Raw genomic sequence first — 22,203 nt, 5'->3', positions numbered from 1 at the left:
TTAGCTAGCGATCGCTGGCTCATACTCAATCAAAAAGCTTGGTATGCTAATGATATTTTCACCACCTCAAATATAGGGAAAAGCAACCCTTGATTATACCACAAAATATTTATGCAAGAGTTCTATTAAGATGTTGTGCCATCTTCCCTTTTTTATATTCCATAGGGACAAGTTGACCATCGCATTCTTCAACTGCATCAATGATACCTGCGACTTTCAAGCGATCGCTCCACACCCACTGCTGCTGATGAATTAGCATTTCCCCTTCTTGAAGTGTTCCTTCTTCATTGATATTGCGATGTATGTGGCGACCCAAGATAATATGCTCGTTATCTGACATTTCACCCAAGACATATTCAAGGTAAAATCTGCGTGGACAATATTCCCAGGCATTGAGGTATGCCAAGGGTAAGTAATCTTCATTCATCTTTTCGTTTGAATGCGTATTTTAGTTCAGCCCCGTAATCGAGATTCAACACTTCTGCACTTGGCCCATTCCCATCGCTGTTTTACGCCCAACCCCTGCAAATGTTGCAAAATGAGCTAAGATTGTGGCTATTCTTGCTTGTTGGGAATCTAAAAATCGATACTTTACCCATCCTTGGGCACCAATTTCTGCTCCACCTTCCATTTTTAAGGCATGGGTTTTGAGGTCATAAGCAGAAACTAAACCATTCCACTCAACTTCGGGAAATTGTAGTTCTGGCGGAGCAAATGTGTTCCAACGGCGCAATAGACTGTTAAAAACCAATTCTGGTAGAGGGAAAGGCTGCACTCCTCGATTTTGCTTGAAGCTAGTAGGTGAAAGAAAGCGTAACTCAATCGCGCTTTGGGTTGCTACCTGCGCTAGTTTTTCAAAACTACTCGCTTGCAGGATATCTATGCATTTTCCCAATTGGCAAGGTGTGCCTGCCAGCATGATTGACTCTCCCAGGTTGGTACTTAATCCCCAAAGTAAAGGTGCTAGCAGTTCTTTTTTCAACAAAGTAATTCTCAACTGCATCTTTTGTGGAGAAACATACTGCATTGCCACAGTTAACGGTAAGGTATTTTGTTGATGCAAGTGTTCAGCTAAGGCAGTATCGGCATTAGCAAACCACTGAAAACATTGAGCATGGATGGCTCGTCCCAGTGTTGGTAGGGGTGCGGCAGATGCAACAGAAACTTGAATCACATGCAAAGCATCGGAATCTACTTCAACCCCTGCTAGTTCATAGGGTTTTTGCCACCACTCCACCAAGGTATTCTGAGCAATCTGCTGACAAATAGATTGCATCAGATTTGGATATAAAGCTGAGTTTGGCAATACAGGCATAATTTTGGTAACACCTTCCTTAATCCGTAAAGGAATCCAAATTGGTAAAAGCTGGGTTTCTGATAGCCAAGAGTTCAGTGGGGTGGGGCTGATTGAAGTTTCTAATTGTTTGAGAACTACGCTAAGTCCAGCGAATGTGACTTCAGTATCTTTGGTACATATCATAACGGGCGCTTGTAGCAACAAGTCGTAAAGGTAGAAATCCAGGCTTAATTACTCGGTCTTTGTCCAGTTGTGCTTTCTCAGTGGAAAAAGGATTGATTCGGTTAAACGTAGCCTTTTCACCCAAATCATCCATTGGCTGTGCTGTAAAGCCAGTAATGAGATTTGGTTGAAATAATGGTTCACAAGTCTCTTGTTTGTATTCAGGAAGATATTGAAAAAAACAGCCCCGTTTGCCAAAGTAGTTAATTTGAGCAAACAGCCGTTCTAGTTCTGCCAAGCGATCGCACCCACCACAACAAATTTGTAGATGTCCTTGTAAATGCACCCATTCTCGAAAGACAAACCCTCCCTGCATGGGTATTGTTGTCCGGCTCTTATCTGCCTTATCAGCAGTTTGGTCATAGTATCGGAGTTTATAGCCGTTGCGATTCACAACCAATTGCTCTGGTGGCCAAATATAAATTTGTAAGTCTCGAATCCAGGTAAATTCGCTTTTAATCCATCGCTCAAAATTACTTTGATGCTGCCTTCCTTGACTTTCGAGCAACACTTTCAGCAACGCCATCTTGATCGCATAAGGAGTTGGCACTAGATTAGACCGAGCCGCCATGCTCGTTGCATCGGAGCGTTTGAGGGAGAATAGACTAACGGGCTGATAGGTGACAGTTAACCATTGGTTGGAGTTTGCTTTCACCTGCTGCTCCTCTTTTGGCAGTGAGGATTTTGATTTATTCGATGGCTTCGGCATTGTTACTCTCCCAAGGTTGCGATTGCTCAATTAGAGTTTGAATTTGTTCAGCGAACTGGGCAATTGTCTCAAAATCAAAGCAGTGAATTGTACCTGCACCATTGAGATTATTCAGGGTGTCAGCCAAGCTATGAATTTGGCTGCTGTAACTTGCTGATAAGGGACTGAGCATTGGTGCGGGACAACGGCGAGTGCTAACAGTAATCACACCTTCAAAGTGGTCAGGATGAGGTAAATGGGTATTGCGCTTTGCACCATTGGGTTGCAGGTAGGTATAAAGCACACTTTTTAATAGGACATCTAGCCGCTTTTTGCGCTCAATAGGATCAATGCTGTAGCTAAAATTGTGGGGATTGTAGCCAATGCGAAAGGCTTCAATATTGAGGACAGTTGCATATAAACCGGAACTGACCTGTACATTGTAAGGAGTTGGGTTATCTGTTCCATATTTCGCATGGAAGTAGCTCTGGGTTTTGACTAAGGTTGGTAAACCTACAGCCGCCCCAAACTCAATTACAGATTCCCGTTTTAGAGTTTGTCCACCTTTAACTGTCACCATAAATCCCTCTAAGTCGCTGATTGTGCAACGCTGGAGTACTTGGTTAGTTTTGGCAGTTAAATCTGTGTCTGACTGCGTAAAAACCGGAAGTCCTTTTTCCAAGTCATAACCTATACGGTCAGGATGAAATTGCTTTCCCCCTTCTGAAAGTGTTAGTCCTTCCTGAATCGCAATCCGGTGCAGATGTTCTGCTTGAATATGTTTGAGCATATCCCCGGAAACTCCATTAACATATTCAGGTTCAGTCATGTCTTTCTGAATAATATAGTAGCGACGCGTTAGCGATTGATTGCCCTCGTTGCCTTCATTATTCAGAGCATGAAGTTGCCAGGATAGTACACCGCTTATAGAAATTGAATAAATCGGAAATTTTGTCTTAGTCATTGTTGGATTCTCCTAAATTCTCAGTTGGTTCCAAGTTGTTTAAATCTTGGTCATCATTAATATCTGCATTCTCATCTTCCAAATCCACTTCCTTCGCCTTTGTCCAACGGGCATACCCGTAAGCAATTAACAAATTGGCAACCAGTACTGTGTCATAGTTTTCAACCAATTCAACTAATCGGTCGAGGTCTTCCTTAGTTGTCCAAACTCGTTTGAGGGATTTGCCTTCCTTGAGAAGCTGTTCAGATAAGCGTAAATTTTCTGCTTGGTATTTCCCCAGAAAATCAGTAATTTCGCTCAAAAAATCCTTCTTGGAGCCTGATTGACTGCTCAAACGCTGTGCCAATCCATAGGTGCGTTGCCAATCTAGTTCTATAACACCCTGTTGGGTTTTCACCTTCCCTGCATATACTGTTGCTTGATTAATTGCTTTAGCGATGCGGAGAAAGCTGGGGTCTGTAGTAATTTTGGTGAAATCTGTGTCTTTTTTAGTCATAGTATTCAGTCCAGCAATTGAAAATAAACGGGGAGGTCTTGTTTTGGGATCTGCCAAGCGTTTAACTATGTAATCGGCGTAGCTGGCCTGAAAACGAAAAAACTTACGAAGACTTGTGCCAGTAATAAAATCTCGATATGCAGCCAACAATTCGCTGTGTCCTTCTTCCGCCGATAGGCTACTGATCACAAACAGATGCTCATTTAGAACCTTCAGATAATCTGTCAATTCCTCAGAATTTTCTGGTCTAATCCACCCAGGAAGCCCCAAGGTAAAAACTTCTTTGACACCATAAACTTGCCCTTTGGAGCCAAAGTGAGTGCCTACAAAGTTGCTGACAAAATGGTTGATCGGTTGCCATAGGTCAAAGTCATCTAGTTCTGCATCAGCTTGAGATGGATGACTATTCAATAGTTGTTGACAAAACCGTAACACCAACTCTGCATCAAAGCGGGCAATCCCATGTCCTCCAGAAGGTGGGTTATATTTGCGTAATTTGTCTAACACCTCCCGATATTTGCTCAACTGAATATCTAATGGTTCCAACGCTACAACTCGCCAGTCATAAACTCGTTCGGCAATCTTGACCCGTTCAGCAACCCCAAAGCTGAATAATCCTCCCGCAATCAACCATAAGCTTAACCAATCTGCTTTTTGGGAATCTACTTTGTTGCTATCTGCCTTGATGCGGTTAACTCCCTGAACCGATGTGGGCAGATAAACCTTGACAGCACTGCCCTCTTGAGGCAACTGGCGACCAGTTGCTTGTTTGAATAACTTCGCAACCTGATTAGTTTCTCCATTTAAGCTAGAGTAATTCTCCTGGCTAAAAGCTTGGAAGAGGGTAACAAGCAAAATGCCGTAGTCATCCTTGTTCTGCCAACCCAATTGCCACAGTTCGTTATGATTGCGATCGTGGCGCATCGAAGTTAGGACTACACCATTTTGAGTACTAGGATGGGGTGGATCTGGTGCATCTGGTGCATCTTCATTCAAGTGAATTTTACCCCGTTGCTGAAATACATAATCTCGATAAAGTTTTCGTGCATCGCTCTGTTCTACTGTGTCAAAAATAACTGTTTCCTGAGATATTTTGCTGATATCTGTCTTTTTACCTTTGACTGGTGGAAACGGGTTGGTGTAGCTTAGTTTACCTATTGGTTCTAAATTCACAGCCTTCTTCAACTGGATGCAGTAGCGTGTCCCTTCATCCACAAGCTGAATGCCGATTTTTTGGTTAGTCGCTTTCAGGGCATATTCCACAAGCTGCACCAGACCTAGCATTAGAAAGGTGTCGGCATAAGTGCCGAATTTTTTAGTGACAAATAGGCGCTCTATCATCTGGCGTTTTACCCATGAGCGTTGTGTACTTGCAAAGATTGTATACCCCGTTGGAAGAGGGCTATTCCAACACAATATGTCAGACCTTTTCCAATACGAAGCGCATTGGTTAGAGTTAGAGCAAAGTGATACTTCCTTTGCTGTACTTGTGATTTATCGCCTGTGTCCGCAGGGGATAAATCAAGACTTCGCTAGTCGATTCCGTTAATAGCTAAAGATTGTGAAGCTGTACTGAACGCTGATCGCAAAGGCGCAAAGCTCTCACCACTAGTAAATAAAGTTGTAAATATTCAGTTTCCTCAGATGTAAACCTATTTAAATCAAAGTCTTTTTTAATCAAGTACATATCTTTACTCAAGTTTGCTTTTGCTAAAGGTAATGCCTGTGGTAGAAACCTATGAATACTCCGCCAACTGTCAGCGATCGCTTGCTTTGCCTGTGGATGTAACTGTATACTTCCAATCTTGGATACTGTTGATTGATCCCATCCCCCTGCCCAGGCAGAATGGTGACGACCCGCAGCCATGATTACTGTATGACAGATGTATTTAATTTGTTCTGTATCTGCGGAAAAATCATCTTGCAGTAAGGGTACTAACGCTTGTTTGAGAATATCTTGGGCTAAGTAAGCACTTTCAACAGCATGGTTGGGACGCTTGTGTTTCTTTTCGTAGGCGTTGAGGGCATCTCGTTGGTGTCTGTCTTCTGGGCTGTAGTCAGTGTGCGCTAATAGATGTTTTCCAGGGTTTCTACCAGAGAATGAAGAATGAGCAATGGTTTGCCATCCCCGCATCACTTCTTGCCATTTCACTTGTAGTTTGCCCAGATCATGGGTAAAAATAGCGAAAAATACTAATACTTCAAATAAAGCTTCTGCTTCTTTCTCCTGTGCCTGTGGGAAAATTTTACCTTTGATAAATCGTCCACCAGCCGCTAACAGTTCATCACGAACACTAGTATAAGTAGTTTCTTGGGACACTCCATTTTTTAATCGGTTTGCTGCAAATGCCTCCCGCCAGCATTTCCACATCAATACTAGATGCCCTACATAATTGTCCATTTTATAGCGGTACTCACTGGCAATTGCACGCTTTGACTTATCAGGAGAAACAAAGTGGTTCCCGAAAACATCAATACCAATTAACAAGCCAATATGTTCGTCATAATGAACATAGCGAGGATTGACTAAAATCCGTATACTGCCAATAAGTGCCTCACGAGATTTAATTAGAGTACAAACAGGTTGACTATACGTTTCTGCTTTCCCTTTCGGGTTTTCAATCTGCTTAAAAATCCAGTCTGCTCCAAATTCCATATTTTGGAACTCCCGCCAGACTTTGCATAGCGTTGAAACAGGCAGCGAAAAACTTAGCAGTTTTTGGGGGTCAACTACTTCCTCTTCAATATCAATTAAGCCATCTTCTTCCCAGATAAATACACTGCGGCTATCGATTGACCGAATCAATTCCCTCCCAGCAGATTGATCCCCTCTGAAAAACGCATCCTCAAAGCGTTGTTCAAAATTCATCCGGTTGTTAAGTCGTCGCTGTTGCTGTAGTAAGTCTTCTGTAGTGTGAACCTGATTTATCCATTGTTCTTCAGTACGAAATCCGATATTTTCATTGGCCTGTACAGATTGGCTGTGTTCCTGTAACACAAGCCATGTGAGTTCACAGGTTTCTTGAGGATATGGCAGAAAGCTTTGCTTTTTAGGTGCTGATTCTTCTAGTTCTAAATCTGCGCTCGCTATTTCACAAGAAGCTGGATTAACTTCGACAGTAGGATAAATATAGACTTCCCCTTGCTCACCACCAAACCGAGCGCAACGTCCAGCCCGTTGTAAAAGCGAGTTCATTGGACAAAGTTGAGTGTGCATGACTTGGCAGGTGATGTTAATTCCTGCTTCGATTACTTGCGTAGAAATCAAAACGTAGCAATCATCATCATCTTGCCAGTTTTGGGCAAATATGCTTTTGAGGTTGGTTTCTTTTTGGGCGCGGTGTTCTGGTAGGAATCTAGAATGTAACAATGTAATCTGTAATATTCCCTCATAGTTCAGTTCCTCTAAATCCCGGAATAACCCCTGAGCCTGAGAAACTATGTTACAGATGACTATCACTCGTTTACGCCCATAAGCTCGAATATCGTCTAGGATTACTGAAGCGTTAAGAGGATGGGACACAGCTTGAAAGGTACGACGGCGATTGCCTTCTATCGACTGTAAATCTGCATCTTCAACTTGAATAATTTCCATTGTTAATCAATTAATGCTTGTATTTGGGTTGCAAGTTCATTAGTTAAAGTCGCGGTCATTAGCAAAAAAGGTGAAATACCTTTGACTTGTTGTAAAACTTTCAGAACAGTAGCAAAAGAGCGGTCTGGATCGAGTAGATGTAATTCATCAAATACCAGATATGAGGCAAAAATCGCTCCTGAGTTAACATTGGCAGAACCACGACCAACTGAGTAAGGGATATTCAGGAAGCTGCTCAACATTTGGTCAATTGTGCAGAAGACTATATCACCTTCAAACCGTGGATCTTCTGAATTTTCTCCTGTTTGTAAGGTGACAGCTAGGGAACGAGATGATGGACAAACCTTCTCCCAGTTCGCAACTAATATTTCAGTACGTTGGCGAAGGCTGTTGGCTAGGGTTCGCAGGGGTACAACGTAGATGAGTTTATTAGGGAAGTCTATATTCAGGGCTTTGGCGAAGAGGAGAGGTGCGATCGCTGTTTCCGTTTTTCCTGACCCTGTTGGTGCGCGGAGGAGGATATCTTGACCCTGTAAGAGTTTAGTGATCGCTTCTCGTTGAAAGTTGCGCGGGGCGAAGGTAGTGAGGGTTTGGAAATATTCACTAATCATAATTGATAAAATGAATTAGGATAATTTTGATATTAGTTAGTAATCAGTTGTAAATTTGGAAACTTATACCAAGTTTTTACTGAATACTGATTATCATTAACTGTTTACTGATTCTGTGAGGAATTATGCTACTAACTGAACATCGCGCTGACCGAGTGATTCTTTACAATATCAGTTGGCAAAAGTTTGAGAATTTATTAGTAGATTTAGGTGAAAGCCGTTCAGCTAGAGTAGCTTATGATGAAGGCACATTAGAGATTATGACACCGTTACCAGAACACGAATATTACAAAGAAATAATTGGTGACATCATCAAAGATACGGCTGAAGTTTTGGCGCTAGATTATGAGTGTTACGGCTCAACTACCTGGAAACGAGAACTTAAAAAAGCTGGAATAGAATCTGATAATTGTTTTTATTTTCAAAATGAAGCCTTAATTCGAGGTAAACTCAAGTTTGATTTAAATCAAGACCCACCTCCAGATTTAGCTTTAGAAATTGATGTTACCAGTAAATCTTTAGATCGCTTTCCAATCTATGCACGGTTAGGCGTACCTGAAATTTGGTCTTATGACTCTGGAGAAATCAAAATTTACCAGTTGCAAGGTGAGGAATATCTTGAAAGAGAAACAAGTTTAGTGTTTCCTAATCTGAATATTCAAGAAATTCCCTCACTAATTGAAAGATACCGTATGGTAGGAAGACGAGTTTTCCGACAAGTGATTAGGGAGTGGGTTAGAGGACAGATGGGTTAAGGAGATGATGAGAATTGGATGTGCAATCGCTGTTTCTGCTTAATCTCAGATATTATTAAACTCTTTTTACTTTTCTAACACTTGTACCTTGACATCTTTCAATCTTTACTTTGACCATATCTCCTATAGTAAGGCTCACTTCTTGCTTATTAACTTCTTCTTTTGAAGGACAATCAGAACCTTGAATTTCATAGGTGATAGTGGTCTTCAATTTTGTTTTTTTTCCATCTGGAACTTGTTGGCGGTCAATTTTAATAACAGTACCTTCAACAACTTGACCTTCTGTAAGCTCTTCAGATGGTAAAATTTCTTTAATTACCTTTAAAGGGGTGGGTAAAACTCGCCTTTCTTTATATTCGTTTGGATCATTTCCTATACAGGGCGCTTTCTTGCGCTCAATCTCCATATATCTTGTTTGTTCTAGGTAGTCTGATGAAGGATTTTCTTCCCAGGTCAACATAGCCAATAACATTTGTATTCTAGGTATTTGAGTAAACTTTCTTACTTTCTCGTAAATTCCCCCTTGTGTCAGTTGAGATAGGATATATTCCTCAAAATCATCTTTGTATTTAGAAGATTTTTCTACTGTTTCTGGAATATGCCAGCTACTATCATCAAATAATTTAGTGTATCTATCTTTTCTTTGACTCAAGTAAAGCTCATGGGTAACTTTGACAGCACCCATACCCAAAGGCTTACCCATTCCCAAAGACAGTCGATATTTGTTATCTTGAGCGATATCAATTACCCACATTAAAGCACCTAGTTCAACACTACTTAAGTTTTCAAAATGAATAGTAAACTCAAAATTTACTTCAGGTTTAATTGGTTTTAATTGAGTAAGCTGAGTATCTGAAGCTTCATCAGGATTTGGATGTTTAATTTCTGGGTTGCTTCCCTTGTGCCAGTAAAGTTTATGTCCTCGAATCACAGTATCTTTAATTGGCTCACTAGCATAGTGTTTTAAATGTTTCTTTTCAGCATTTATTTCATCGGGCTGAACTAAATAGTGTTGAAATGTTGTAGGTTTAGGGTTTGTAAGAATCTTAGGTATAATTGGATGACTTTCTAGCCAAATATGATTATTATTTGCTTTACATTGTGCATTAGTTATAAAAACTCTACCAGCACGGCTTTGTTCTACGTCTTTAGGTTGTTTTTCTTGTTTTACAAAACCAAAGATTGCATCTGCAATATCAATAATTGAAGATTCCCGTAAATTTTCGGGAATAAAATCAATCGCATCTGCTGCTTTTCTATGTCCTTTGGGATAAAATGGAATCCGAAAATTAGGACTTTGACCAAATAACTTTACAGGTTGTTCTTTAAGAGGTTCACAGTAAAAAACAGGTATACCAACTTTCAGAATTCCATTATCGGGATGAAATTGATTTTTTTTATTTTCTTTAAAGAGCTTACCTTTTTGATAGTCAGTAAGTGAAAGTTTATAATCTGTAATTGCATCCGCACATATTTCAAACCTATGTGCATCCGCAGAATTATCTACTTCTGGTACTATGTAGTGATACTTTCGTCCTTCTTTGCTTCTAAGCTTTGCTTTACGCTGTACTTCGCCTAAATTAGCGGTTTCTAACATATTTCCACTAGTTACCAGCCAACCTTTAAATTGGTAAATGTCTCTCTCACTGACTTGTATAGGATTATTCTTAATATCAAAAGTAATTTCTATGTATTGAGGTAAATATTTCTCTTTATCCATTGTTATCAGAGAAGGCATGTAAATTTGTATATCCCGCTCCTTAACTTCAAAATAAGAATTTTTAGAATCATTAACTTCTATAACTGAACGGATGTACCATTTACCTGCTTCTTCTTCTAAATAACCTGCTTTTAATTTTTCAAGTTTATATTGATATCTAAGCGGATCATCTTTCTCGGCAGCTACCGCACGAAAGAAGAATTTTTGAGCGTCAGAAACTTTGCCAATTTTGCTAAAACTGATTATTTCTATGAGTGTTCTAAACATTCCTCGTAAACTACTACCTGCAATTTCAGGTTTATTCGTTACAGGGTTATAGAAAAAATCAGGATAATCAGTGTATTTTTTTCCTTCTCTGAGTTGTTTTTGTACAAACTTAAATTGTTCTAGTGTTAGCCCACAGCGAATATAGAGAGGTGAGGAAGTTGTTAAAGTGCATTCTATTCTACCAGTATGTCTATCCTGATAGTAAAGGTCATTATTACGCAACTTCCCATTTTCCTCTAATTCTGCTTGAACAACTGTGTCTGGAAGCTCAACAAAGTTATAAGGTGCAACTGCTTTTCTATTTTCAGGTACATCATGAATATGTTTGGGACTCATACTAAGCTCCTGTTTTTACTTTTTTTAGTGATACAAGGCGACTGAGAAAAATTCTGGCTATACCTGTTTCTTCATCATATTTAATATAGTGATTGATAACTAGACGTACTGGACGATAAAGCTTCTTTTTATCTTGACTAAAATAATTGCTTAACCCAGTTAAAGGAACAGCGTGTTTTAGTCCTTGAGAACCATCGGAGAGTAAAGTAAATCCATTTTTTTCACCATCCTCTTCGTTTTTACCTTTCTCTTTTTGAGTCCCCCAAAGAATTTGTTCTTCATGAATATGTTCTATTGATGGATTATCTTTGATAAACTGTGCTTTCCATTTGTCCTGAGATTTCCAAAGTAAAATATCACCATTTTCTCCAAAAATTCGACACTGTTGTAGTGTTAGTAATCTAAGTTTAGGTAAATCAACATTAAAAGTATTTTTATAGAAAACACTTTCGGCAGTGATCAGTTGATAATCCTCATTAAAACGTCCCCAGATAACACCATCTTCAGCATGAGCTAAAAGATACTGGAGATGATATTTTTGAGCTTCTTTCTGCAACCAATCCATCAGAGTGCTATTATCATTATCTCTAATCTCATCAACAGAGATAGCGTGACATAATTTTTGATTCATGCTAATACTTGATTGACTAATTTATTAAAATCACTCACAAAATTCTCTAAAATATTCGCATCAGTAATGTGCAACTTATCTTCTTCTTGAATGATTTGCCAATATTCTTCACCCTTATCTGGTGTAAATCGTCTCATTTCTGCTTTAATTCCCTGCAATCTTCCTCTTCCAATGCTGCTTTCACCGCCAACGGGTAAATCACTTGTCCATAAATCTTTTATTAAAAGTAACAGTAAACCAATTTCGGCATTATTTGGTTGAGGTAATACTAAATCTAAAGTAATTATTGTTTCGTCTCCACCAAATATTGGTTGTTCGTCAAATAATGCACCATGTAATGCACCACCTGTAAAGCGGTCAATTGCTATTCGATTTTGTACTAAAGAAATTGATTTTTCAATGACAGTTTCATTTACTATTAATCTACTCGATTTAGCATCTTGATTATTTTCTTCAGCTATCCCAAATATGTCATCAATAAAATTTGCTGCAACACCGATTGTTTTAACTATTTTCTTAGCTCGATGCCGCAAAATTCCCGTAAAACTTGTTCCTGGTAAAATTGATTCATCCTTCTTGTTACGTTGTGATTTTAGGTGTACAATGTCGGGTACAGCATCTGTAGAAAATTGACTAGAACGAATGAGTAAAGAACCGATTAATTTGAAAGTAGCTTTCAAATAAAACCGATGGCGTTGATCTGTTCTATTTTTTTCTTTAAATATATCTATTATCTTACCTTCTATAGCTAAATTATCTTGACTATACTTTTCTTTGCAATCATCTCTATCAAAAGTTAACCAAGCTAATCTATCTTTATAATCCTTCAAATTAAACTGCCAAATTTGCCATTTCTCAACATGACAAACACCGAATCCTCGGCGTTTTTTCATGCCAATATTAATTTCATAATTTTCTAAACCTTGTAAAGCAATACTCAAAGCTTCAAGTAGCTGGTTTTTATCTTTTCCTTTTTCAATTAATAACTCAAAATAAAGAGGAAATTCAGTTCCTGCTGCTAAAAGCTCTAAGTCGTACTTTGCAGAATTTTGTGCTGTCCCTGTGGTAATATCAATTTTGACTCCATCCCTTAGTTCTACTTTGGGAATTTCATTACTAATGGAGTCATGGAGAATCAGAGGACTTTGTTCACCATCTTCATCTTTGCGTCTTCCACCAAATAGATACGTAGATAAGCTGTCATTTTTCTCCTCTTGACTATAACCATATTGGTATTCATGCAAGTAATTCCGTAATGCACCAGCAATAGACGCACCTGTGAGGAGTGCTTTGCAGCTAATGCTGTCACGCAGTAACATTAAATCTGTAGGGCCATCTGCACCACCATTTCCTAAACAGGTAGGAGTATCTAATATTAGGATTGCTTTGATGATGATACGTTCAAGGATAATACGCTGGTGACGATTTAAGCGTTGATTACTCATCAGCTTTCTCCTTAGTTGCGTTTTTAGCTACTGCCATAATTAGACGTAGAGTATATTCTATAGCTAGAGAATCACTTAAACTGCATTTTTCCTCACCAATGAGAATATCTTTTATTTCAGTTCCCATCCATTCTCTTGGATTATCTAACCACTGCTTAATTATTTTTTCTAAGGGCTGATTTCCTAATTTTGCACTTTCGTATTTGCTGCGAGAACTTTTAGTCAGTTGACTAAAGAGAGTATCCAAAGGTTCACGACTATTTTTATCTAATGCTTGTCTTGTAACTATCATTAGTCGAGATAATTGGCTATTAGTCATTTGATTTGCTTGCAGTCTACGTGGTTCAATTTGCGCTAGAAGTAATTGTTCTAATCTTTGCCGTAATATTCTTTCTCCAATTTGGCGTGCTAATTCACGAGATTCTGAAGTTTTAAATTGAGGTTTGTCTTTGCGAGGGAGTACCTTAGGTTTTTTAGCAGTAAAACATTCTTCTGTACACCAGTTAACCGCTACCCTGCCAAAACCTTCTGTTTTCCTTTCCCCTATGCCTTCTGTTTCTAAAATGTTTATTTTATCTGCATTGATTTGGACATTTTCATATACAAAGACGCTACCTGCTTTAACTGCTGATACTTGAAGTAGAGGTAATCCCCATTTGCGGTTAAAGCCTCCTATAAAAGTGCTATCCATGTAAGCATTGCTGGGCTTGTCTAAGTTTATTCCTAATACTTCAAAAAGTAAGTTAGTTGGCGGTATTGCAGTATATTGACCACATTCATCTCGTAGAATCAAATCGCTGAGGAGGGTAACTTTCAGAATATTATCGCCGACCCTCTTTTCTGGAGCAATTCCGACCTCATTCCAACCATTATGGGACTTTACTTGTGAAATTTCTACATGACCATAACCAGCACTTCTAGAACCTCCTAACCAAATATCTGGAGTGATTAATAAGTCTTGGATAATTTTTTCATCAGAATCATCACATAGGATAACACCTTGGAAAGTCTGTCCTGCATCTATAGCATCGTAACGAAATATTTCTCCTTCATTTTCTGTTGAACGTCCTTTACTGCGATCGCGGAAAATATGAATATTTATTCTATGGTCAACTGTATATAGTTTTGGATATCCATCTTCTTCAATCCAAAAATATTCACTAATAGCTTTTGGAGAGTCTAATACTTCTTTGCTAGGTTTCCTTATACTAAAATCAAATATCTCTATACCATCTGATTCATTTTTGAGTTCTACACCTTTTTCTTTTTTCCATGACAGCAATATGGGAAGAGTTCGTTTTCCTGTTTTACTGCATGGATAAGCATTTAAATAGCGAGTAGTGCCATCAAAAAATAAACGTCTAACAGTTACATCAGCTAATATATCAGTATTTTCTAGCCTATTTATCTTTAAATATCGACCAATTAAAGCACCTCGAATCATACTGCCCAATATATAAGAATAGGAAACATCACTGTTTGGATCTCCTTCAAAGGAAGTTGCAAGAATTGGCTGTTTTGCTTTGAGTAGAAAAGTTATTGCTTTCATTTACCTATATTCTAGACTTATAAAAAATGATGTAAATAATCATCCTTAATTTCATTAGATTCGGGGTAAAATAAGCTACATTTGACATAACCTCGACCCCGATTTCTACCGCTTCCTATTCGCCGTAATGCGAAAGCACCTACAGATAAAAGTGCTAAAACATTATTATTGGGTGTAGATTCAAAACTTAAAGGTGCAATAAATTCGAGTTCGCGCAATATTACACGAGATGAACGCAAACTTTTATTATCTGGTGTTCCTGTTTTTGGATTTATAGATGTTTGACGGCGAATAGTAGTTAAGGATTCTAAAATGTCAGTCTTGTTTAATTGACTATTCTTTTGTTTCAAGTCATATCCAACTACTTGTCTCAAATCTTCTGGTAAACAAGCATTACCGATTTGGATTTGTGCGATAGTATCAAGACTACTCCCCGGTTTACCAAATAGCTGACAAGCAACATCTTCCCAATGTTGACGTATATTGTCATGTAATACAGCAATGAAGTTATCACATTCTTCGCTCAATAAACCCTTTAAAGTCCGTCCTCGCAAGTAAGGAAAACCATAGGTATCATGCTCAACTTCCTGATCAACTGAACCAGCAACACCATCACCACGTCCAAAGGTTGCATCACTTAATAATTTGATTTTTAAAGTGTAAATATCCACTAAACTACTCCTGCTTTAAAGGAAAATAAAATTCCATTGCTTCAATTGCATCAAAATAACCACAACTTTCTTCCATCCAGCCTTCTGATTGAAGTGCTAATTCATCACCACCTTTAATAAAAGGTAATTGATCTATTTTGTAAGCTGTACGAAATTGTTTTACAGCGTCTTTGCCTTCACGCAATTTTTCCCGAAAAGCAATAACCTTATTCCTCCGGTCTTTCCATTCTTTACCTTCGTTAAATGCGATAACTGTATTAGTAACATTTGACCAAGTACGCCATTGGTTAATTTCATCTTGTATCAGGACTGGACGCATATTTAAATTACCATCGCTAACCTTATACTCACGTTGACGAATCTCACCAATAGAACCAAATAAACCGCTTGCGGCAATATGCCAATCTATACCAGAAAATTGCCTACCTCGTAATTCGTCTTCTTCTTTAACAAACTTTTTAGCATTCCTACATAAAGCTTCACTTAAACTATACGCTCTAGCGAAGGGGTAATGAGATTTAACAATACATATTCCTGCACAGGCTAATAAAGGTTTACCATCAGCTATTTTTTGTTGTTCTAATTCCTGTAAATAAATTGCTGCTAATTCTAAACCCATTCTGCCATCACAGATAAAAGTAATGTCATCTCCACCATAAATTAGTGGACGAAAAGGCAAGTACTTTTTTCCATCTTCATCTTGATATAGAGAGAATTTACCCATTATTTTACCTTCGTTATCAATCGAACTTATAATACTTTTTATAACTTTTTTAATGGCTTTTATACCAGCATTATTTACTGATTTAGAAAGATTTCTCATCGCGTTTATATAGCCTTGATTGGGGTCATTCGGATTTGCTTTCATCCCTTCTTCCCCAAAACTTTTAAACCGCTTGCCTATGTTATTACCATCTGCATGGATAACAGCATAATAGCTACTTTCATTTCTTGAACGACCTAGATGATCCATGCGATAAGCAAAATCATCTACCTTGTTATCAAAGAATGGTTCAAACTTTATTCTTAATTCTTGAATAGCCCGTTTACCTGCTATTAGCTTTGCTTCGGTTTCCCTAGATATAAGATACCTATCCTGCTCATCTTTATCAATATATTTATCAGTCATCCCTACTGCTGGTAACTGAGTTGAATTACAAGCTGCTGTTACTCCTAAACCTAATAGTGGTGAGGATGATATTTTTGCTCTCTTTAATTGTTCTAGTTCATTATCTATTAAGCCTTGAACAATTGAGAATAAACATCCGTTCCAACTAAATTCTTTATGAGCAGCAACAAGATTAATTCCTGGTGCATGGATTAATATATGTCGGCTCAATTTTCTAGTAAATTCTTTGGCAATATCTAATGATGTAAATAATAGTAAAGTATTACCACCACCTGCATAGATAATTTCCGCAGAGAAACCGCTAGTATTAATTGGTTCATATTGCTTGTTTCTAGGTATCTTGAATTCTTCTTCTAATATTTTTTTAACCCAATCATCAGTTGCTTTATCAACTAGATAAGAAGCACCTATATTTTCTCGAAGACGGTTGCTAGTAAAAATATAAGGTTGGATTCCTGTTGTGTCTATAACTGTTACAACATACTTACTCATGCGTTCGCCTCCTCATTATTACTTTCTATCCAATCAGCAATACCATCTGCTAGATTTGTCAAATCTGAACTCCCAAATATTTTTATTTTTTTATCAGATATAGCAAATCTAACTTCATCCCTAATCCATCCAGGTTGTTCAGACAAGCAAACTAGAGCAACTCTGGCTTCATCTCCACCTAATTGTCTTGCTCGTAGATGTGCTTCAAATAGTTTTTGTTTACATAATTTATGGTCTTTACTTGTTGTGCAAGAAATTGCAAATAATTGGTAGCCTTTTATAAATGCCACATCAAATTCAAATCTTTCACGCCACCCTTTCCCAAGATTTGTATCTTTAATATGAAATGACATCATACAATCTTTAATATCATATTCATTTTTGATATTTTGTACCTGTTTTAAAACATAACTTTCTAGCCAAGTTCCATCCAACCATTCACAAATCTGAGTTAAACTTTTAAAACCTTTTCTTCGAGTGATATCAAGACGTATTTCTGTAGTTGATGTATCTAATTCTTGTCGAAGAATATCTTTTATAGGTTGGCATAATTCCTGTAAAGGGATTGATTTTATATTTTGTATCTCTTCTTCTGTTTTCCAATAATCACCATTTTTAGTCAAGCGCCTTAGTTGATTCTTGCGCCATAATTTCCAGTTATCTGCTAATATTTCATCCTGATAAATTCCTAAAATTTTTGCAGCTATATCAGGCAATATAGCTTCTTTTTCTGGTGGCTTATTTTCTAACCAGTAATTTCTATTGTGTAGTTTGAACATTTCTTCAAAAGAAAGCTCAAGATGTAGATCAAATTCAAGTGTTTGATTACCTTGTTGGTCAATACACATTTTTAACCTTCGTGGATCAAGATAACTAAATACTGCATCTGGCTTGAGTTCTTGAACAGCTTTATAAGCATGGACAGCCATTGCTTTAGTTCCGCCTGTGTAATTTAAACCAACACTTCCAGGAGATAAATACTTAATTTGTTTCTGAATTCTTTCTCGAATATGGTAAGAATTAGATTCGTAGTTAGCTAAGTCTATTTCTTTGCATTTAATTTTGTAACCTCCTAAACCATCTACCCCTAGTAAACAGTTTTTTTGATTTTTTGTTTGGTTGGTAAATACCAGATAAACTATTCCTTCTTCCCTTAATAATGTCCTTGCAGCAACATAATTTGGTAAAGGGTTTTCACCAACCAGTAAAAATAAATGATCAACTTTATGATTATTTAGCTTACTCATTTTGTCATGTCCAGATAACTGTGTTTGTTGAAATGCTCAGGTTTTGCTTCACTCTCTTGGCTATCTACCCTCCACACAACCCCACCAAAACCCGCGCCAAAGCCTGCACCATCGGACGAGAAGAAACATCCTCTCCCCGTGCGAGGTAATGAACGCTACCAGTTAACAACGGTGATTGGCTAACAATCTCATCTTCGTTACCGTGATAATCACTATGAAGATTGGCAATGATATGTATATTCAAATCCCTACAAAACTCTGCCCATAGCGGAACTTCTTCCTTAGCGCGATCGCCTGCTAAAATCACTGCATGAGTGGCTTCACGCATAATCAACCGATTTTCTTCAGTAATTTTCCCACCCACATCAATGATATTGAGTGGTGTATTAGCACTCTGTACCCACCCAGCCGCTTTTTGTGCAAACTCTGGGGTGAACTTGGCTTTATACTCATCCTTCAGTTGTCTGGCTAAATCTAGATCGCGCCGTGCGGCATCAGAAAACCATGCACCTTCGCCATCAGGACAAGCTGTAATCACATAAGGATAGGGTGCGCCTTCAATCTGAGAAATTGCTTGCTTTAAACCTTCACGCAGACATGACTTACCAGACTGTGGCGGGCCACAAAGCACAACTTTGAGAATTGGTTTACTCTTGTGGGGTTCATCCGTTTCAATTAGTTCGCCTATCTTGTATGCCGGAGTTTGAGAAATCGCTGTAATAAAAGTCTTGTATCCTTGTCTACCAATCTTAGGATCAAAAACAGCGATCGCACCATAAAGCTGAGATATCTTATGTGCGATTACATAACTAACGGCTACAGATGCTGGCCCATCAATCTTCAGTAGTTTTCCTCCAGAAAGTTCACCCAATGCCACCATCTCATCTAAACGCGCCGCCGCATCCCTCACTAATTGGTCGCCATTGGCATCTTTACCAAACCCAACTTTCAAAACGTCGCCTTCTAGCCTGATGTGATACGTTGTCATAAAATTTCTTGCTAGCTACACCCATCTCCTCTATCAATCAAATATCAATCAATTAAGTCTCCTAGTTTATACGATGGATTGTGTGTGATACAAATGACGTATTTACCTAACTTGGGATCGTAAAAAGCAACAGCACCATATATATGAGCAAGCTTATGTGCTAGAACAAACGCTACAGGGATAGAAATAGGCCCATTAATCTTTAGAAGTGGCCCTCCCACGAGTTCTCCTGATGTTGCCATTTCCTCCAATCGGGCTGCGGCATCGCGCACAATCTGGTCATTTTGAGCCGGTTCACCAAAATTTATCCGTAAAATTCCTTCTTTTAGCTCGATTTTGTAAGAACTCATTACCTCTAGATTTATGTGATGCGTACATCATACACGTGCTTGGAAGAAGTGTCTTCCAATATGTTGTATCTTGGTATTATTATTTTTATCGAGACTCGGCTGGTGTCTGAACTAGTTTTTCAAGATATTCCTGAGATAGAACTATTGCAGTGCTTAGGACACGGATATCTCAAGCAAAATCTGCTCCGAGCAATTCGCTTGTGGGTGTGGCTGCGATCGCTTTACGGTGACAATCAAGACCGTGTGATTTTAGACGATTCTTTTTCTTACGTAGACTGGCGAAATGCATTCTTCAGTCCTACACATCCCAAAGGAGAAAAAAATCCCGCCATACATGACTCTCATTGTCGTTGTGCTAAAACCACAGCCCAATGGTTATTCTGCGAAAAAACAGGAATAGTTGCTAGCCAATGGCAAAAATTAATCCTTGCTCATACAGGCATGGGTGAATCTGAACTGGATACTTTATTGCAACGGCGCTTATTTGGCGTAACTCGTCGTTCTCTACAGGGTGATTTGGAAACTCTAGCTAAACTCGGCTGGCTTGTATACAAATACGAAAAATACTATCGGGTGTGCGAGTTTCCACCACGGCCCGTAACTACAAAAGATGAGGCAAGTGCTGCTAAAGCCGGTGCTTATGAATTGAGTTTCATGCATGAAGATTTGGTAGAGTTGGCAGAAACTCACTCCCAAAAAATCAATGGAGTACAACGTTTCTTCTTAAAGCTCGATTATGTGATTCCTCGTAGTACCTTAGATGCAGTTGATGATTTGCAATACCAGTTAAGACAACTTTGGGCAAAAACTCCAGTTCCACCTGTCAAACTAACTTATGGTAGTGCCAGACTTGGTAATAAAGTTGATTGTATCGTTTATCCTGTATGCATCTACTACGTACAGAGGGCAGTTTATCTGTGTGCATACGGCGAAAACCCTCAAAAATATACTAACTGGTATAATTTTCGCCTTGACCACATTCGGAGTTTGGTTGCTTTAGAGTGGACAGACCCGAAACTGCCCTCAAATTTACAACAGCAATATCAACAGAAGTCTTTACCAAACCCAGATGATATCGCTTTGCAAATGTCTAAAGCATGGGGATTTGATTTCTATTTGCCTTCCCAACTGATGTTACTCCGATTTGACCGCCAGTTCTGCGATCGCTACGTTAAAGGTACTGAACGCCACGACACTTTTGAAGAAATTAGCTACCAGCAAGTACAACTTTTGATTCAACGTGAAATTAAACAACCTCAACAGCAAGATTTATTAGAAGTCCTTGGCAAGCGTTCAAAAACGGACGCTTACTATCAAGCACGTATCCGATATCAAGATAACGAACACAGAGATAACAATTTAGTCATGCGTCTGCGGGCATGGCAACCGAAAGTTGAAGTTTTAACACCTTGGGATTTACGGCAAAGCTTTGCTGCTGATGCCGCTACCCAATTTATGCTTTATCACAATTGACAATCACTATGAACCCATCAGAACTGACTGAACGATTTGAATCCGCTTTAGTCTACGCAACTCGTCTTCATGCTAATCAAACACGCAAGATTAGTGGCGTTCCTTACATAGCTCATTTACTGAGTGTGGCGGCACTTGTACTAGAAGCTGGAGGTACGGAAGAAGAAGCAATCGCTGCTCTTTTGCATGATGCAGTCGAAGACCAAGGCGGCAAACCCATTCGTGAAGATATCCATCGACTCTTTGGTGAAACAGTTTTAGCTATTATCGATGGCTGTACTGAGTGGGACACACCTCCTAAACCTCCCTGGCAAGAACGTAAGCAGCGTTACCTCAATAATCTCCGTTCTGCTTCACCTTCTGTACGCTTGGTTTCTCTGGCTGACAAACTGCATAATTCCAGATCGCTTTTAGCTGATTGGCAACAATGTGGAGATGTCGTCTGGACTAATTTTAGTGCTGGTCGAGAAAAAACTTTGTGGTTTTACCAATCATTAGTTCAGGTTTACCAACAGACCGGATCTGATTGGATGGCACAAGAAATCGAAAGAGTTGTTAATCAATTGTGCCAGGAAAACCCTGCTTAATCTTTAGATTTTTAATCCCCCTACGGGGTGATAGGCTTTGGAAACCTAGCCCGATCACTTTCTGCTATATTCCCTAGTTGTTTTAGTCCCTGTGAGGGGATTTGGTTAGTGGAAACAAACAAGGTTCATCCAGCAACGAAGCAACCACGATGTTTCAGTCCCCGTGAGGGGATTTAGTTAGTGGAAACAGTTAGATTCAGAATTACGAGAGGAAAAGCTTAATGTTTCAGTCCCCGTGAGGGGATTTAGTTAGTGGAAACCAAATATTGACCCAGTATGATGTCTTGAAGAATGGTTTCAGTCCCCGTGAGGGGATTTAGTTAGTGGAAACTCCGAAGATTCAAAACCCTATCAATATTTAGTATTTTCTGAAGTTTCAGTCCCCGTGAGGGGATTTAGTTAGTGGAAACAGCTGTAGTCTGCATTCATACAAAATAAAAATTATGGTTTCAGTCCCCGTGAGGGGATTTAGTTAGTGGAAACTTTACCACAGGGGCGATCGCATGAAAACCAAAAGAGTTTCAGTCCCCGTGAGGGGATTTAGTTAGTGGAAACTTAGCCCGTACCACCCTGCACCAATATTGACAGTTTTGTTTCAGTCCCCGTGAGGGGATTTAGTTAGTGGAAACGTCGTAGGAATGGTAAAACTAGATGCATTTTGATGTTTCAGTCCCCGTGAGGGGATTTAGT

The 22,203-nt window shown here is 38.8% G+C and carries 20 protein-coding genes and 1 CRISPR repeat array (1 of these 21 cut by a window edge); of the genes, 4 read left to right on the top strand and 16 right to left on the bottom strand.

The window, feature by feature from the left end; genetic code table 11:
* Positions 1-109: 109 nt before the first annotated feature.
* From LC608_RS25885 to LC608_RS25865, 5 genes are read right to left on the bottom strand one after another with little or no spacing between them, the layout of a single operon-like run.
* Positions 110-427 carry a Dna2/Cas4 domain-containing protein gene (locus LC608_RS25885; protein ID WP_229556312.1) on the bottom strand — a complete coding sequence of 106 codons (318 nt, stop codon included), beginning with the start codon at positions 425-427 and terminating at the stop codon, positions 110-112.
* A gap of 45 nt (positions 428-472) precedes the next feature.
* Positions 473-1,480, bottom strand: coding sequence for a CRISPR system precrRNA processing endoribonuclease RAMP protein Cas6 (cas6, locus tag LC608_RS25880; protein ID WP_229556311.1), 1,008 nt, complete (start codon positions 1,478-1,480; stop codon positions 473-475).
* Positions 1,458-2,228, bottom strand: a complete 771-nt coding sequence (locus tag LC608_RS25875; RefSeq protein WP_229556310.1) for a hypothetical protein — start codon at positions 2,226-2,228, stop codon at positions 1,458-1,460. Before LC608_RS25875 ends, cas6 begins: the two co-directional genes overlap by 23 nt.
* On the bottom strand, positions 2,209-3,171 hold the full coding sequence (locus LC608_RS25870; protein WP_229556309.1) for a DevR family CRISPR-associated autoregulator: 963 nt from the start codon (positions 3,169-3,171) through the stop codon (positions 2,209-2,211). The genes LC608_RS25875 and LC608_RS25870 overlap by 20 nt, the downstream gene beginning before the upstream one ends.
* The gene (locus LC608_RS25865) at positions 3,164-5,008 is read right to left on the bottom strand and encodes a hypothetical protein (RefSeq protein ID WP_229556308.1); all 1,845 of its coding nucleotides are present in this window, start codon (positions 5,006-5,008) and stop codon (positions 3,164-3,166) included. The genes LC608_RS25870 and LC608_RS25865 overlap by 8 nt, the downstream gene beginning before the upstream one ends.
* 76 nt (positions 5,009-5,084) lie before the next feature.
* Here LC608_RS25865 and LC608_RS36980 point away from each other — a divergent pair, with 76 nt between their 5' ends.
* Complete coding sequence (locus tag LC608_RS36980; protein WP_267871206.1) at positions 5,085-5,216, top strand: hypothetical protein; 132 nt, start codon at positions 5,085-5,087, stop codon at positions 5,214-5,216.
* A 3-nt stretch (positions 5,217-5,219) separates the two neighbouring features.
* Here LC608_RS36980 and cas3 read toward each other — a convergent pair whose 3' ends face one another.
* On the bottom strand, positions 5,220-7,262 hold the full coding sequence (cas3, locus tag LC608_RS25860; protein ID WP_229556307.1) for a CRISPR-associated helicase Cas3': 2,043 nt from the start codon (positions 7,260-7,262) through the stop codon (positions 5,220-5,222).
* Positions 7,263-7,264: 2 nt separating this feature from the next.
* Positions 7,265-7,873: a DEAD/DEAH box helicase family protein gene (locus tag LC608_RS25855; protein ID WP_229556306.1), complete on the bottom strand. Its 609-nt coding sequence runs from the start codon at positions 7,871-7,873 to the stop codon at positions 7,265-7,267.
* Between the two features lie 125 nt (positions 7,874-7,998).
* Here LC608_RS25855 and LC608_RS25850 point away from each other — a divergent pair, with 125 nt between their 5' ends.
* Positions 7,999-8,628: a Uma2 family endonuclease gene (locus LC608_RS25850; RefSeq protein ID WP_229556305.1), complete on the top strand. Its 630-nt coding sequence runs from the start codon at positions 7,999-8,001 to the stop codon at positions 8,626-8,628.
* Between the two features lie 55 nt (positions 8,629-8,683).
* Here the strand turns inward: LC608_RS25850 and LC608_RS25845 are convergent, their stop codons facing one another.
* The 9 genes from LC608_RS25845 to LC608_RS25805 all read right to left on the bottom strand — a co-directional run bounded on the left by LC608_RS25845 (position 8,684) and on the right by LC608_RS25805 (position 19,453).
* Entirely contained in the window at positions 8,684-10,951 is a 2,268-nt protein-coding gene (locus LC608_RS25845) for a TIGR03986 family CRISPR-associated RAMP protein (protein ID WP_229556304.1), read from the bottom strand.
* A 1-nt stretch (position 10,952) separates the two neighbouring features.
* Complete coding sequence (gene csx19, locus LC608_RS25840) at positions 10,953-11,582, bottom strand: CRISPR-associated protein Csx19 (protein WP_229556303.1); 630 nt, start codon at positions 11,580-11,582, stop codon at positions 10,953-10,955.
* Complete coding sequence (locus LC608_RS25835; RefSeq protein ID WP_229556302.1) at positions 11,579-13,027, bottom strand: RAMP superfamily CRISPR-associated protein; 1,449 nt, start codon at positions 13,025-13,027, stop codon at positions 11,579-11,581. Before LC608_RS25835 ends, csx19 begins: the two co-directional genes overlap by 4 nt.
* Positions 13,020-14,576, bottom strand: coding sequence for an RAMP superfamily CRISPR-associated protein (locus LC608_RS25830; protein ID WP_229556301.1), 1,557 nt, complete (start codon positions 14,574-14,576; stop codon positions 13,020-13,022). The genes LC608_RS25835 and LC608_RS25830 overlap by 8 nt, the downstream gene beginning before the upstream one ends.
* A gap of 17 nt (positions 14,577-14,593) precedes the next feature.
* Positions 14,594-15,247: an RAMP superfamily CRISPR-associated protein gene (locus LC608_RS25825; protein ID WP_229556300.1), complete on the bottom strand. Its 654-nt coding sequence runs from the start codon at positions 15,245-15,247 to the stop codon at positions 14,594-14,596.
* Positions 15,248-15,251: 4 nt separating this feature from the next.
* Positions 15,252-16,868 (bottom strand): hypothetical protein, encoded by a 1,617-nt coding sequence (locus LC608_RS25820; RefSeq protein ID WP_229556299.1) that lies wholly within the window; start codon positions 16,866-16,868, stop codon positions 15,252-15,254.
* On the bottom strand, positions 16,865-18,115 hold the full coding sequence (locus LC608_RS25815) for a Card1-like endonuclease domain-containing protein (protein ID WP_229556298.1): 1,251 nt from the start codon (positions 18,113-18,115) through the stop codon (positions 16,865-16,867). The genes LC608_RS25820 and LC608_RS25815 overlap by 4 nt, the downstream gene beginning before the upstream one ends.
* Positions 18,116-18,179: 64 nt before the next feature.
* Positions 18,180-19,103: a CRISPR-associated protein Csx3 gene (locus LC608_RS25810; RefSeq protein WP_229556297.1), complete on the bottom strand. Its 924-nt coding sequence runs from the start codon at positions 19,101-19,103 to the stop codon at positions 18,180-18,182.
* A gap of 44 nt (positions 19,104-19,147) precedes the next feature.
* Positions 19,148-19,453 (bottom strand): CRISPR-associated protein Csx3, encoded by a 306-nt coding sequence (locus tag LC608_RS25805; RefSeq protein WP_229556296.1) that lies wholly within the window; start codon positions 19,451-19,453, stop codon positions 19,148-19,150.
* A 102-nt stretch (positions 19,454-19,555) separates the two neighbouring features.
* On the opposite strand from LC608_RS25805, the gene LC608_RS25800 reads away from it, so the two are divergent.
* Positions 19,556-20,926, top strand: a complete 1,371-nt coding sequence (locus LC608_RS25800) for a TIGR03985 family CRISPR-associated protein (RefSeq protein WP_229556295.1) — start codon at positions 19,556-19,558, stop codon at positions 20,924-20,926.
* 8 nt (positions 20,927-20,934) lie between these two features.
* The gene (locus tag LC608_RS25795) at positions 20,935-21,513 is read left to right on the top strand and encodes an HD domain-containing protein (RefSeq protein ID WP_229556294.1); all 579 of its coding nucleotides are present in this window, start codon (positions 20,935-20,937) and stop codon (positions 21,511-21,513) included.
* A gap of 79 nt (positions 21,514-21,592) precedes the next feature.
* Positions 21,593-22,203: a CRISPR direct-repeat array (repeat unit 37 nt; unit sequence GTTTCAGTCCCCGTGAGGGGATTTAGTTAGTGGAAAC) (it continues 2,172 nt past the right edge of the window).

The sequence above is a fragment of the Nostoc sp. XA010 genome (genome assembly GCF_020829625.1).
Classification (GTDB): Bacteria; Cyanobacteriota; Cyanobacteriia; order Cyanobacteriales; family Nostocaceae; genus Nostoc.
Note: the sequence above shows the minus strand (reverse complement) of the source record. Positions and strands in the feature narration are given on the sequence as shown.